The organism is Arenicella chitinivorans, assembly GCF_014651515.1.
GTDB classification, from domain to species: Bacteria; Pseudomonadota; Gammaproteobacteria; order Arenicellales; family Arenicellaceae; genus Arenicella; species Arenicella chitinivorans.
This window is the reverse complement of record NZ_BMXA01000009.1, coordinates 37,721-52,370: the sequence shown is the minus strand read 5'-3', so window position 1 is coordinate 52,370 and position 14,650 is coordinate 37,721. Positions and strand designations below refer to the sequence as shown.

Sequence of the window (14,650 nt, the reverse complement as noted above, 5' to 3'; positions counted from 1 at the left end):
TTCCGAGTGTTCGGGGACAAACTAGAAATGTCAGGTTAATAATAAAAATCGCCGGACAATGAAAAACAAGTCTCAGGGGACCGCAATGAAATGCACATCAAGTCGACGTGTGAGTAGGATTCTTAACGTTAACGCATTAACGTTTTTCGCTGTTTTATCCACACTACTTTGGAGCGGGGCTGTATTTGCGCAAACCCCGGTTACCTTTAACAAACAGGTTTCTAATACGACTCCCAGCGCGAACGGAATTACCACCGTTAATTATACGGTCATCAATAACACTGCAACACCAATCACCGAGATTGGTTTTACAGATTCTTTCCCGGCAGGTGTTGTGATCAGTGCTCCTGTGGTGATGGAGACTTCGTGTGCTGCCACCCAGTCATCGAGTCTGAGTGCGTCCCCTGGTGGTAATCAGTTTTCCGCTGTCGATTATCAGCTTGGCGCCAACGGAACCTGCACATTTGAAGTTTACATTTCTGGAATCCCTGGCCAATACACCCTTCCAGAGACCACAGTCAGTACCAGTGCTGGATTTTCCATGTCTCAATCAGTTGGTTTATCAATCAGTGATCAACTCCCGTCATTTTCCAAATATTTTTCGCCCGCCTCCGTGCCACTTGCTGCGGAGACGAAGTCCCGCCTGACATTTCTAATAGACAATTTAAACGGTATCGAAGATGTTGCCGCCATCAACTTAAGAGATACATTGCCGGATGGTATGGTGATCGCCTCACCAAGCAATTTAGCGACGACCTGTCAGGGAGTCAGCCCATTTGTGTCCGCAACACCAGGCAGTAACACATTTTCTTACAGCACTACGGCTTCAGTTCAACCACCATTTCTTGAGAGCGGGGAGACTTGCGAGATCGCGATTGACGTACTTGTCACCAGCCCTGGAACTTACTTGAATGTGTCTGATGATTTGCTCGTGACAACCTTAGGTGGTGGTGTTAATAACGCAGTCGGTATGGCGGTTAATATCCTCGAAGTCAGTATCACGCCAGTTTCATTAACCGTACAGTTTCTGGACGACCCACTTGCTCCCGGCGCTAGTGGTGTTGTCGAATACGTCATTCGTAACACTACGCGAAACACCGCAGCCATCGACGTCGCATTTAGCTCTGACCTGAACGTAGCACCTGGAATCGCCGGCATCGTGTTTGATAACGTGGTATCCAACACCTGTGGCGGTATCGTGTCTGGGGCAGGAAGCAGTACCCTATCTCTATCAGCTGTCTCCGTCGCAGCCACTGCGAATTGCCGAATAACTGCACAGTTCACCTCGCCCTCGAATGCGACCCCTGGTAGTTACAGTGTCGCAACCAGCCCAGTAAGTGCGCAGTTAGATGGTAGTGCTGTGGTAGGGAATATCGCCACAGACACGCTGCAAGTACAGTATGCGCCTTTGTTTACTAAGAGCCTCACTCAAACACAGGTAATACCAGGCGATTCGAATAGCTTAGTTTATAAAATCACCAATACAGACCCGAATAATCCCCTCACCGACATCTCGTTTACCGATGCGGTTGGTGCTTTCCTTCCAAGTATTACTTCCAACCGGGTGGCGCCGATACCCCAGAGTGGGGACTGCGGGGCAAGTTCTGTGATTTTTTTCAACGAAGTAAGTGGAGTTTCGAACCTCAATGTCTCCAATGCGAGTCTTGCGTCGGGAGAAAGCTGCGAAATCGTTCTTAATTTCAATATTCCGTTATCAACCCCGACGGGTATTTACAGTAACGTTTCATCTGTACTAACTGCCAATCCCATTGGTGCGCCGCCAGCAGCTGTTAGCATGCAGATCTTGGCTGCACCACGGCTGCAGAAAGCATTTACTGATGAAACGATCTCTGCCGGTGAGTCGACCACCTTAGAATATACGATCAACCATCCTGGTGAATCTGGTCCTGATGCGGAGGCCATCACTTTTGAAGATGATTTAAATAATCTGGGGATAACCGGTCTCGGTATAACCTTGCCCACAGGTCCTGCATGCGGCGAAGGCTCCTCGCTGACGCACGTTAATGGCGTATTGACCTTAACCGATGGCGAACTTACGATTGGCGAGAGCTGCACCTTTGCTGTTACGCTTGATGTTCCCCCCGAGACTAGCCATGGTGTGTATACCAACAGCACCACAAATCTCTCTGCGACGTTGAATGGAGAATCTGTACAATCGTCGCCGGCCAGCGCCACAATTGCGATTTCCCCACTTGTATTCAGCAAGATTTACTTGGACGACCCTGTAATCGCCGGAGGCTCCAGTACACTGCGTTTTACAGTGACCAACAACGACGACGTCAATGCGGCATCTAACATGTCATTTGGGTTCGCTTTAGGCAACGTCATCCCTGGTTTGACTTTTACGCTTCCACCACAAACGAATGGGTGTGGCGGTACCTTGTCAGGCACTACCCTGTTGTTTTTTTCGGGTGGAACGCTAGCGCCTGATAGCAGTTGCAACATCGAAGTGACTGTTTCAACCCCTGCTGCAACGCCAAACGGCAGTTATCTGAGTCAAACGTCGATGTTAACGGCAACGATTGATGGGAGTAACGTCACGGCTCTGCCTGCACGGGATCTGTTATTGGTGGACTCGACGTTTATTCAGTTGCAGAAGTCTTTTTCTAATCAGACCGTACAGCTGGATTCACCTGTACAAATGCAGTTTATGGTTAGCAATTTGAGTACAACTCAAGATGTTCAGTCAGTTGCCTTTTCAGATGACATCAACACACATTTGCCGGGCTTCACATTCGAAGGTGTGGATGCGGCCATGAGCACATGTGAAGATGCCCCCTACTCTTTTGCCACGTCGATGAACGGGGTTCTAGAAGTTTCTGACGGTACATTGTTGGCCAACAGCAGCTGTACCCTCACCATCAATCTTGGTGTGCCGCCTCTCGTTGGAACGGGTAATTTTACCAACACTACGTCAGACGTATCTGGCACGGTGTCAGGGTTGGCTGTCAACGGAGAGCCTGCGTCAGCCAGAATTACCGTTACCGACTATGATGTCACGTTTAGCAAGAGCTTCGCTGAGCCATTTTTCATCAGTGGCGGTTCTGGGGCGATGACATTTACCATCACCAATAACCACGCTACTGACCCGGTGAACCAGCTTAGTTTTACGGATGATCTAAATGATGTTTTGACTGGATTAGTGGCAACCAATACGCCGTTAATCGACGTATGCGGCCCTGGATCATCCCTGACAGGAACGAGTTTTCTGGCGTTTTCTGGTGGCTCTGTCGCAGCAAACGGTGGCACATGTAGTTTTACAGTGGACTTTCAATTACCCCTCATAGAGAGTGAAGTTGAGATTCAAAATACCACGTCTCCGTTAACCTCGAATGGTCTAGTGATTGCGCAAGAAGCCACAGACGACGTGACGGTCACCCTGGTACCGAGTTTTAACAAGACATTCTCCCCGGAGTTTGTGTCGGTTGGGATCCCCAGTGTGCTTCAATTCACAATCGATAATTCGGGCAGTACCTTTTCCGCGAGCAGCATCGATTTCACTGATAACCTGCCGACAGGCATGGTAGTCGCTGCAACGCCGAATGTTTCTACCAGCTGTACCGGTGGAACGATCACCGCACTTGCTGGAGGTGCGGTAGTCACCTATTCGGGTGGCACGGTATCAGCCAGTTCAAGTTGTACTGTCTCAGTTGAAGTTTCGGCTGCTGTCGCAGGCACGTACTTAAATACATCCGGTGATCTCACCTCGTCGTTAGGCAATAGTGGCACTGCCACCGCCACGCTCACAGTACGAGATATTGGATTTACTAAAGTATTTGGCTCACCGGCACCGCAGGCTGGAGAGACTACGACCTTGACGTTTGTCATTGAGAACCGAGAAACAGTGGCGATCAGCGGTTTGGCGTTCACTGATGACTTGGATGCCGTTGTGACCGGGCTAGCTGCCGACGGTACAGCAATTGTAAGCAACTGCGGCACTCCGTCTGTGACAGCAGCATCAAACATAGCAGTGCGAGATGCCTCAGTTGCTGCGCAATCCACATGTACAATTGAGGTGACCATAACGGTTCCTGTCTCCACTTTCCCCGGTAGTTATCGGAACACAACAAGCACCTTAACGGCGAGTGGCGATTACGCCGCCGACGCGGCGACAAAAGACCTGGTTGTTGTGCCGCCATCGCTGTTATTTAGCAAAGCGTTCACGCCAAGTGCGATCAATACAGACGAGGTATCTACCTTGGTGTTCACGATCGACAACGGCGCCAGCCCAGTCGCGGCCACGTCACTCGCGTTTACCGATGTCATGCCGACAGGCTTAGTGATTGCAACACCAGCTAATCTTATCAATACCTGTAGCGGCACAGTCACTGCAACATCCGGCAGCAGTACGATCAGCCTGACCGATGGCACCGTCACCGATGGTGCCATCTGTACGCTACAGATTGCTGTAACGTCCTCAGTTGGGGGAAATTTCGTTAATACCTCCGGAGATCTAACTTCTTCGTCGGGCAACAGCGGCCCTGCCAATGCGAGCTTGCTGGTAGACGACGACACAGACAATGATGGCGTCTTGAACGCGGTTGATAACTGTCCTCGCACGCCGAACGCGAATCAGGCCGACTTAGATTCAGACGACATTGGCAATGTTTGCGATGACGACGATGATGGTGATGGAATGCCAGACGCTTTCGAGAATGCCAATGGTCTCGACCCATTCAACTCGTTCGATCAGCAAGCCGATAACGACAACGACGGGTTTACCAATCTGCAGGAATTTCAGTTTGGAACAGACCCGAACTCACCGGATGCCGATGTCGACGGAAATGGCGTGCCAGATGAAGTAGATCAGCGCCGTCGCAATTCAATTCCAAGCATTCTGTTCCAATTGTTGCTGGATAACACGCCCATCTAATCGCAATAACCTTTAGTTCTAAATTCAGCCGTCGAAATCATTGGGTTTCGGCGGCTTTTTATTGCACTGGAAAATTAGACATTAGTCCAATTGAGGCGTGAGCCGACTATGACCTATTGTGGATTGGCGGCATCTGAATTTGATGTCGCATTGGTATTCGGGGGGATACGGATGGATTCCGATCCAGCACTAGGCACGACGACTTGTTTTTACGTATCGCATGTCCAGCGAGTCATCCCTCTCAAACTGAACTCAATTGCTAGGAAGCAGGAAGGATAAACAATGACAGCGTACACTCGTTCTAACGCGTGGAATTCCAACGGTACTTTCGATAATCAAGATTTATATTGGTACGCAAAAGGTGTGGGGGTTATGCAATCCCGCACGCTAGACGACCCAAACAGCTGGTGGTTTTTTGCCGCCATTCATGGCGAATATGTGTCCGGAACAGAGTCCGGCTACCCAGGTTGGGCTTACATCCCACCTGCGCCTAGCGTACCGACATCACCGCTGCCCTCAAGCGATGTATTAAAACAATACTGGAACCAATGTCAGCATCAATCATGGTATTTTTTGCCTTGGCACCGAGGGTATCTCATTGCACTTGAATTGCAGTTGCGTGAGGCGATTGTAAGTCTTGGCGGACCGCAATCTTGGTCGCTGCCCTATTGGAATTACCTGGGGCCTGGAAATGAGTATCACATTCCGCCTGCGTTTACTGAACAGACGTTACCGGATGGCGAAGATAACCCTCTTTTTGTTACTGCACGTTTCGGCCCAAAGAGCGACGGAAATATTTACGTCGAGATTCCGCCTGTTAATCAGGATTGTCTAACGAATGATGTCTACACCGGCAGCAGCCCAAACACACCACGCCCCGGCTTTGGTGGCCCAGAGACCGATTTCTGGCATGGTGGTGGCCAATCCGGTAATCTGGAAAACAATCCGCACAATCAAGTGCATGTTGACGTTGGTGGAGATGCACCAGGGAATGGTATTGGGGGCCTGATGTCTGATCCAGGCCTGGCAGCCTTAGACCCGATTTTTTACCTGCATCATTGCAATATTGATCGCCTATGGGCTGTTTGGAATGCAAACGGCAATAAAAACCCAACATCTGCGAGATGGCTTAAGGGCCCTGCCGCGACCGGTAATCGAGAATTCGTCATGCCCAAACCGGGTTCAACCGCTTGGGTATTTACGCCGCAGGAAGTCGATGCCATGAGTAAGGTTGACTATACTTACGAAGGACTCAGCGCCGATATCGACACGACCGACGTGCTGTCACCCGTGCAAAAACGGCTTGCCAGATTTGGTATTAACCACGCAGAGGTAACAACAATGGCATCTGATACCAACAAACCTGACTCAGAACTACTTGGCGCGCACGACCACACGCTTACCATTGGCAGCGCTGGTGTTCGAGCCGCGGTCAAGCTCAATCCCGCCGTCAAAAATACACTGCTGAAAACCCTAGCGAGCGCCGCGGTTGATCAAGCTCCAGATCGCACCTATTTACAACTGGAAAATGTTCGTGGCAAGCGCGATGCGAATAAACTTATAGTCTATGTCAACGGCAAGTTGGCAGGCAGTATCGCCTTGTTTGGATTACGACGAGCAAGCCTCAAAGAAGGCGAACACGGCGGCTCTGGACTGGACCTAGAGTTGGATATTACTGAGATAATCGATGCGCTGCATCTTGAGCAAGGTCTCGGCGCCGATTCACTGGATGTTCGTATTCAACCCGATAAGTCGATTACAAACGGCGAAGAAATTAGCGTTGGTCGGATTGGTGTATACCGCGAAAGCAGCTCATGACTGATGTCATCCAGACACGCCGCCGCATTAGCTGCGGCGTGTTGTGCTTGAGTGCGGTAGCTTGGGTATATTTGACCCTATGGTCACGAACCGATCCGGTCGAATTTACAGGCGCCACCGAATCACTCGCCGGTGCGATGTGTATTAATGGTGTTTTGATCGCGCAGTCTGGTTTTACGTCGCCACTGACGCTGCTCACCGGTGCAAGCATGTTTGGTTGGGCAATTATGATTGTCGCAATGATGTTCCCCACCTTAATCGCCCCGCTCACACACCTTGCACAGCGAAGTTTCCGCAATAAACGTGCTGCGCTGATAGCCTTGTTTTTAATGACATATCTTTACCTCTGGATACTCGCTGGCACGTTGTTGTTGTTCGGCGCACGGGCGCTTAGACAGGCGTTCAGTGACACACCAGCCGGGCTGATCATGCTTGTACTGACGCTTGCCCTAGTATGGCAATGTTCACCGTCTAAGCAACAGTGCTTGAATCGCAACCATCTGCATCCAGCGCTGCGCGCGTACGGGATTGGAAGCTATCTTGATGCTGTGCGCTTTGGTCTTTGGCATGGTTTCTGGTGTGTCGGCTCATGTTGGGCACTCATGCTGCTGTCAACGGTCTTTGTGGTGGCACATCAGCCAGTGATGCTGCTACTCACTTTTATCATGCTGACTGAGAGTATGCAGGTGCCAACCAAGCCAGCTTGGGAATGGCGATTGGTTCCGAGCCGCAAACTACGTCGTCTTGTCGCGCCATAGCATAGTCTGCTTTACCTCTCGCTTTTAATAGTCTATTGTCAAACAAACGACACTGTGTAAGCGAGGAGAAACCATGCAACGACGCAAATTCTTAGGCATCTCAGGCGTGGCCTTTGGTGCCACCCTAGCTGCTGGTTCGGCACACGCTGGCGATGCTGGCAGCGGACACTTAGATGCTTCCGACCCGATCGATCCGGCAGACTGGAGTGCTTTACGGGACCTCTTTCCGCTGACACGTGACTACATTCAACTTGCAACCTTTTTACTGGCATCGCATCCACGTCCAGTAACGGCTGCGATTGAACACCATCGACGAGAATTTGATAACAATCCAGCAGATTATTGGCACGCGCATTATCAAACGATCGACGCCGAAATCGCCGACGCCGCTGCCCGCTACATGGGGGGCACTGGGTCACAAATTGCTCTGACCGACAGCACCACAATGGGCTTAGCAATGGTTTATAGCGGGCTTAAGCTTGCGCCAGGGCAAGAAATTGTACAGACAACACACGACCATTACTCCACCGACATGTCGTTGGCGCACCGCGCCGCTCGCACCGGCGCAAACGTCCGTCAAATTAGTTTATACGATGCGCCATCACAGGCTGATCTCGACACGATATTGACACGGCTAAGACAAGGCATCTCTGCTAAAACCAGCGTGGTTGCCGTCACCTGGGTACACTCTTCCACGGGCGTGAAACTACCGATTCGCGCCATGGCGGACGTCATTCAAAAGCTAAACGCAAAACGTGCAGCGCAAGACCAAATTTTGTTTTGCGTGGATGGCGTGCACGGTTTCGGAATTGAAGACCAAGACATCAGTGAGCTCGGCTGCGATTTCTTTATCGCAGGCACACACAAATGGATATTTGGACCACGCGGTACCGGCTTGGTTTGGGGGAACGACAAAGCTTGGGCCCGTTCAGAAGCAGTAATTCCCAGCTTCAGTCGGTCTTACGATGTGTGGTTAGGTAACTCCACGTTAGATCAAGTGGCCATCGGTGAACATATGTCACCGGGCGGGTTTCACTCGTTTGAACATCGGTGGGCACTACCAGCCGCGTTTAACTTGCATTTGCAGCTTGGCAAAGCCCATGTTCAACGGCGCATTCACCAATTAAATAGTCAGACCAAGGAGGGGTTAGCAAACATGCCGCACGTCAAGCTTTACACGCCGATGTCGTCAGAATTGTCGTCCGGTCTCGTCTGCTTCGATGTGGAGGGGCTTGCGCCGGAAGCGGTAGTCAAACAAATGCATCGCAAAGGCATCATCATGAGCAGTACGCCCTATCGACAAAGCTATGCCCGATTTGCCCCGAGCCTGTTGAATAATGAGACCGAGATTGATCAGGCTTTGGCACAAATTGCGTCGCTGGCTTGAAGCAAAATACGTTTTAAATAAGTTGCTAAACCAGTCACGTCAAAAGTAGACACTCGCGCCTTTCACGGCGATCTCTGCATCGATATCGGCGCGAGTTAGCAACGCATCCCTGAGCGCCACAACGGCTTTTTGCTCGCCGTGGACGAGGCAAAACTTTGGTTTCCCTGTAAACGCATTCGCCCATTCGACTAACTCATCCTGGCCCGCGTGTGCCGAGAAACCTCCGACTGTGTGTACCTGTGCATTGATTACCATCTCCTCGCCAAAAAACTTCATCCGTTTTTCGCCCTCAACTAACTTTCGTCCAATCGTGCCAGCGGCTTGGAAGCCAACAAAAATAATATGCGTATTTTGCCGCCAAATGCGCTGTTTAAAGTGATGCCGTATTCGTCCTCCGGTACACATCCCGCTACCGGCAATGATGATTGCCTTAGACTTCCTGTCGTTGATCAGGATAGAGTCCTCTACCGATTCAGACACGGTTAAACACGGCAGAAACGCTTGGAGCGACAAACTACCGTACTGCCGCATCACGGCTGTATCTTTGCGATCCAATCGTGATAAGCACTGGTTGTAGACATCGGTGACGGCTTTCGCCATAGGGCTATCCAAAAATACCTGCCAACCGTCTAATTTGCCTTCTTGGTAAAGGCAACCTAGGGCAAACAATAGCTCCTGGGTACGGCCGACCGCAAACGCTGGGATCAGAATATTGCCGTCTTCGCAGCCCGCTGCCTCGATAATCCCCTCAAACTCGGCCAACGTTGCTGTGTGACTTCGATGATTTCGATCCCCATAGGTCGACTCCATCAACACAATATCGGCCTGCTTGAGTTTGACGGGATCATACATCAACGATGTGTCGGGGTTACCTAGGTCACCGGAGAACACCAGAGTCTTGCTAACCTCTCCCTGCGTGACGAATAGCTCAACGATAGATGACCCAAGAATGTGGCCCGCATCGTAAAACTGCAGCTGAGTCCCATCACCAATTTGAACTGGCTGTTGATACCGACTGGTTTTCACTAAGGATAGTACCTGCTCGACGTCACTGAGATGGTATTGCAATTCCAGCATTTGTTTTCCAGCACGCTTTAGGCGTGTGTTGCGATGAAACACATCCCGTTCATACAAATGAAAGGCATCTTCGAGCAAAATGGGCAACAGTTTGCTGGTACCTTCGGTACAGAAAATTGGTCCGCTGAACCCCTGCGCTACCAATAACGGTAGTGCGCCGGAATGATCCAAATGTGCGTGCGACAGCACCACCATATCGATACTGGACGGATCGAAGTCAAATTCACCACTGTTGCGACGAAATGCCGAGCCGCCCTGGTGCATTCCGCAATCCAGCAAAATGCGCAGATCATTAACCTCTAAAAGATGGCAAGAGCCGGTAACTTCAAGGGCTGCGCCAAGAAAGGTGATTTTACCTAAGTGTGAATGTGTAAGTTGTGTCATAGCAAACCTCGAATATGGGCTAACACCATACCAAAACGAATTGCCACCACCTTGATCCAGCTCAAATTAATCTGGATTCTTAGCAAGAATACAAAACGATATGTTTCGCCAAGAATCGGGGAATCCCGTGGTGTGTTCGAGATCGCAATTGAGTATGCTTAGCGTTTCATGAGTTACGTCGCTAGGAACGTTGTACGTTATGCAATTGTTTGAAGCAATCTTTCAGCCGCTTTCACTGGCCGAGTTTCGCCAGCATTTCGACCAAGGTAAATGTCTGGTTGTTGAAGGTGAGCCCACTAAATTTGACGGATTGGTCAGCCCAGACGACATCGAACGCCGCTTAAACGATGGCTGCAATGCCAACCAATTCGTGCAAGTAATCAAAGATGGCGCACGCGCGCCGAACTTAGACTCGAATTGTGCCTGGACACCGGCCGCACTCAAAAAAGCCGCGTTTACTCAAGATCTCCGTGATGGTTTCAGTTTCATGATGCCTAATTCGTCGCAAATCACGCCCGGAATCGCCCGCTTATGCACCGAATTGGAAGATTTTTTCGGCGACCAGAGCATGCACGCAGATGTCCACCTGTATGTGTCCACCAACGAGAGCGGAAACTCCTATAACGTGCACCGCGATCTGCCGCAGCACAAAATTTTGTTGCAATCGCATGGTGACGCGGTATGGCAAATTTTTGAACCAAAACAAGAGATTCCGAGTCACATGCGTGCCATGACCCAAGAGCAAACGCAGGAATATTTGAGCGTTGCATCTGAGTTTACGCTCAAACAAGGCAGCCTGTTGTACATGCCTCCCGGCACCTTTCATAGAGTGGTTCAGGTCTCTGGCCCCCGAATTTCGATCAGTATTCCCTTCTATACGTTGAAAAACGCACAAAAAATGGACCGAAGTCGCATTCCATTTACTGACCTTTTCGTTAGAATGGATTGATCTACTTACGTTAATGGAGCTCCCCCATGAATGCTCCCAAGCAAACAGGAGAATTGCGGTGACCAAGAAAAAAGACAATAACATTGAGTTAAGCGAATCTGAGCGTGACCAACGGCGCAAGTTTCTCAAGCAAGTGGTGGTTACCGGCTCCGGTGCAGTTACTTTCGTAAAGTCAGCGCAAGCCAATACCGACGCCCTACCTTCCGTTATTTCCTTGCTTCTTGATGATGATGGCGAGTGTCCGACGCAGCTCTCGTCTGCTGACACCTATTCGCCGGCAGCAGCAGCCGACACACCGCAAGAAATTTGTATTCCTGCTAATGCCAATTTTATTGAAATTGTCGCCAACGGAGCCGGTGGTGCTGGCGCACCATCTCTGACAACCGAGGCTTCTGAATTAGCCGCTGGCGCATCCGGTGGTTACGGCGGTGCAGTTCGGGCGATCTATGATATCGGCTCACAGTTTTCCGACAGTGACGTGCTGACTGCACGAGTTGGTCGCGGCGGCGGAATTGCAACCGAACCCGGTGACACTGCCCCTGGCGGGGATTTTGACGGCGGTGATGGTGGTGGAACAGTTTTCGTAAACCCTTCTGAATTTAATTACGGCGGCACGTCCGGAGGTGGCGGTGGCGGCTATGCTGCTGTGTGGCGAAATACCGAACCCTATGTTGTCGCAGGCGGCGGTGGCGGCGCTGGCGGTGGTTACGTCGGAGAGAGCGGTAATTTTTCTGGCGGCAAAGGTGGCCAAGGCGGCACTTACGATAACGAATCGATTGATCGAGGGGGCGAGAATGGTAAACCGAACTTCTTTTCTGGTGGTGCCGGTGGCAACGTAGTCTACAACGAAGGGTTTCCTTACACCTCCCAAGACTCCTTGGGTGGACGCGGCGCAGGCAACGTCCCAGGGCTTACCGGTGATGCAGGAGAAGGCACTGTTGGTGGACTTGGTGCAAGCAATACGAGTGCCGAATCTGTATTTGATACCGGCGGTGCTGGCGGTGGCGGCGGCGCTGGTCATCAAAGTGCGGGTTTTTTTGGAGCCGGCGGCGGCGGTGGCGCTGGTAGCGGTGGCAGCGGTGGTGGCGGAGCTGGTGGTGCAAACTATTTGTACACCGAAGGCGCGCTCTCCGGATCCACACTTGTCTACGGCGAAGGTGGCGCTGGAGCGGCGGGCGGGCGAGGTGGCCGCGCCGGTGAAGTTGGTGAAGTGGCCGTGGTAGACACGCTCGGAAAACCCGGCGAAGACGCGAGCATTATCGTCACCTTTTATGAGTCCGATCCAACCGTTTAAGTGCGCGGTGGAACGAGCACCACGAGACCTGAAATATCGAGCTACCGGCCGCAATGTGCAAACATACGCCTTTGTGCTCTGTTTTTCTAAAATGCAGTCTGCGCTGATGTCTGTCGAACTACCCTATTTAGCAAGCCGAAGTTAGGTCTAGAAAGACCTATGCTATGAGTCGTATACTCAGGTTGAAATTTTGTGTTAGCGGTATGTTCACCGCCCTATTTCTGTGCGGCCTGTGCGGTCCGCTAAATGCGCAAGTGCTGATCACGCACAATCAGTCTGAGCAAAAGGTGGATGTGGTCGTAAACGGGGCCTATTTTACTTCTTATGTGTACGACGGTACTGAGCTTAAGAAACCAGTGTTGTTCCCTGTACTCAGTGCCAGTGGCCAAACCATTACGCGCGGCTTTCCGATCGCACCCAGAGCCGGAGAACGCATTGATCACACGCACCATTTTGGTATTTGGTTCAATCATGGTGACGTTAATGGAATTGATTTTTGGAACGCCGGTCGTACGCCGCCTAAACCCGGTGTTCGATATGGTCAGATTAAGCATAAATCCGTACTGGAATCGAGCTCCGGCGCTGTCGGCACGCTGGTGGTTGCCAAAGATTGGATTGATGACAATGGCCAAGTACTGCTTGAAGAGACAACTCACTATGAGTTTAGTGGCGATATACACCGCCGTGTCCTTACGCATACCACGACAGTAACCGCGTCCAACCAAGATATTGTATTCCATGATTCCAAAGAGGGATTGTTTGCAATTCGCGTTGCGCGAGAACTCGAAATCGCCAGCGCCAAACCAGCGATACTGTTAGACCTCAACCTTAAAGAGACCAACGAAGCGTTGCTTGATAATTCGCAGGTCAGCGGACGGTATTTAAACAGTCGAGGGCTAGAGGGTTACCCGGAAGTATGGGGTAAACGTGCCAGCTGGATGAAGCTAAGCGGCTTCGTAGAGCGTGAACCAATCAGCATTCTAATTTTTGATTCTCCAGAAAATATTAATCATCCGCCACATTGGATGGCTCGCGACTACGGACTGTTCGCGGTTAACAACCTCGGCAGTGGCGTTTACACCGAAGGGAAAGAAAACCTCAACTTTAGACTTAATAAGTCTGAACAACGAACGTTTAGAAATCAGCTTATCATTACCAGTGGTCTTACTTTGGACGACGCAACCATCAACACGTGGTTTGAGGAGTTTGTCGGGATGCCCTGGTGACTCAACCTTGGCTCATCATGCCCAGTAATCCTAGTGTGGTCACGACATTTTGAACTTTTGTATGTGTAACATGGAGCGTTTGTAACCGGTATGCCTAAGCAACCAATTCGTGCTATCTGTAGGTTTTGGAGACACTAGTGTCTGCCGGTGACGAGGTTGGCCACGCAAGTTGGATAAATCACGTGTGGTGGCCGGTGTATTAACCACCTTTGCTCCGCACTAATTGCTGACCGTAATTGAAGCTAATGCTGACTCGATCACTGTCTGGGCTAGTTAATGGCGACATATTGGGTTCGACTTCATGACGTAACCATGACGGGAACAGAATCAACCTGCCCTCCACTGCTCGATGATACACCTCAGGCCAATGCTCCGCGCCACGCTCACGAGACTCGTTCAGTGATGGTGCCATCACCGAAACCTGTGCACGCGGATCCTGAAAAATAAGCTGTCCACAATTCTCTGGTGCCTGCACGTAGTACACACCACTCCATAATGATCCTGGGTGCACATGACTTCGGTTGTAACCTTGCCGTGGATTAATATTTGCCCACATGTTCAAGCAAAAAGGATGTGAATCTGCTGCGTACAATTGATCCCCAAAAACCTGCTGAACTTGCGCTGACACGAGATCCACAAACGACGCAAACTCCGGGCGCGACGACATCGTCGTGGTACTATGCCACGCACCAACTTGACGCACATTGGAGCGCTGCACACCAGTGGCATCCTGCTCACGCCAACTATAAATACGCGTCTTTAAAAATGCGTTTAACGCCTCTGCGTCCTCGACATCAATGAAGTAAATCGGGGTTGGAAAAAATAATTCTTTAGTCAAGGTCATGCGGCGTTGAAAATAGTTG

The 14,650-nt window shown here is 50.8% G+C and carries 9 protein-coding genes; 7 read left to right on the top strand and 2 right to left on the bottom strand.

The window, feature by feature from the left end; genetic code table 11:
- Positions 1–109: 109 nt before the first annotated feature.
- From IE055_RS16820 to IE055_RS16805, 4 genes are all read left to right on the top strand, one after another.
- A complete protein-coding gene (locus tag IE055_RS16820; protein WP_189402857.1) occupies positions 110–4,894 on the top strand; it encodes a beta strand repeat-containing protein in 4,785 nt (1,594 codons plus the stop codon).
- A gap of 282 nt (positions 4,895–5,176) precedes the next feature.
- Positions 5,177–6,712 (top strand): tyrosinase family protein, encoded by a 1,536-nt coding sequence (locus IE055_RS16815; RefSeq protein WP_189402856.1) that lies wholly within the window; start codon positions 5,177–5,179, stop codon positions 6,710–6,712.
- A complete protein-coding gene (locus IE055_RS16810; protein ID WP_189402855.1) occupies positions 6,709–7,470 on the top strand; it encodes a DUF2182 domain-containing protein in 762 nt (253 codons plus the stop codon). Before IE055_RS16815 ends, IE055_RS16810 begins: the two co-directional genes overlap by 4 nt.
- A gap of 73 nt (positions 7,471–7,543) precedes the next feature.
- Positions 7,544–8,857, top strand: a complete 1,314-nt coding sequence (locus IE055_RS16805) for an aminotransferase class V-fold PLP-dependent enzyme (RefSeq protein ID WP_189402854.1) — start codon at positions 7,544–7,546, stop codon at positions 8,855–8,857.
- Between the two features lie 39 nt (positions 8,858–8,896).
- Here IE055_RS16805 and IE055_RS16800 read toward each other — a convergent pair whose 3' ends face one another.
- Entirely contained in the window at positions 8,897–10,318 is a 1,422-nt protein-coding gene (locus IE055_RS16800; RefSeq protein ID WP_189402853.1) for an MBL fold metallo-hydrolase RNA specificity domain-containing protein, read from the bottom strand.
- 199 nt (positions 10,319–10,517) lie between these two features.
- Here IE055_RS16800 and IE055_RS16795 point away from each other — a divergent pair, with 199 nt between their 5' ends.
- The 3 genes from IE055_RS16795 to IE055_RS16785 all read left to right on the top strand — a co-directional run bounded on the left by IE055_RS16795 (position 10,518) and on the right by IE055_RS16785 (position 13,787).
- The gene (locus tag IE055_RS16795; RefSeq protein ID WP_189402852.1) at positions 10,518–11,267 is read left to right on the top strand and encodes a JmjC domain-containing protein; all 750 of its coding nucleotides are present in this window, start codon (positions 10,518–10,520) and stop codon (positions 11,265–11,267) included.
- Positions 11,268–11,325: 58 nt separating this feature from the next.
- A complete protein-coding gene (locus IE055_RS16790; protein ID WP_189402851.1) occupies positions 11,326–12,561 on the top strand; it encodes a hypothetical protein in 1,236 nt (411 codons plus the stop codon).
- Between the two features lie 164 nt (positions 12,562–12,725).
- Complete coding sequence (locus tag IE055_RS16785; protein ID WP_189402850.1) at positions 12,726–13,787, top strand: DUF6807 domain-containing protein; 1,062 nt, start codon at positions 12,726–12,728, stop codon at positions 13,785–13,787.
- A 199-nt stretch (positions 13,788–13,986) separates the two neighbouring features.
- Here the strand turns inward: IE055_RS16785 and IE055_RS16780 are convergent, their stop codons facing one another.
- A complete protein-coding gene (locus tag IE055_RS16780; RefSeq protein WP_189402849.1) occupies positions 13,987–14,631 on the bottom strand; it encodes a TIGR02466 family protein in 645 nt (214 codons plus the stop codon).
- Positions 14,632–14,650: the final 19 nt, after the last annotated feature.

Bases quoted from the DNA above. Each gene is read 5' to 3' on its own strand.
- IE055_RS16780 (WP_189402849.1), bottom strand. From the start codon at position 14,631: ATGACCTTGACTAAAGAATTATTTTTTCCAACCCCGATTTACTTCATT.
- IE055_RS16795 (WP_189402852.1), top strand. From the start codon at position 10,518: ATGCAATTGTTTGAAGCAATCTTTCAGCCGCTTTCACTGGCCGAGTTT.
- IE055_RS16800 (WP_189402853.1), bottom strand. From the start codon at position 10,318: ATGACACAACTTACACATTCACACTTAGGTAAAATCACCTTTCTTGGC.
- IE055_RS16810 (WP_189402855.1), top strand. From the start codon at position 6,709: ATGACTGATGTCATCCAGACACGCCGCCGCATTAGCTGCGGCGTGTTG.
- IE055_RS16785 (WP_189402850.1), top strand. From the start codon at position 12,726: ATGAGTCGTATACTCAGGTTGAAATTTTGTGTTAGCGGTATGTTCACC.
- IE055_RS16805 (WP_189402854.1), top strand. From the start codon at position 7,544: ATGCAACGACGCAAATTCTTAGGCATCTCAGGCGTGGCCTTTGGTGCC.
- IE055_RS16815 (WP_189402856.1), top strand. From the start codon at position 5,177: ATGACAGCGTACACTCGTTCTAACGCGTGGAATTCCAACGGTACTTTC.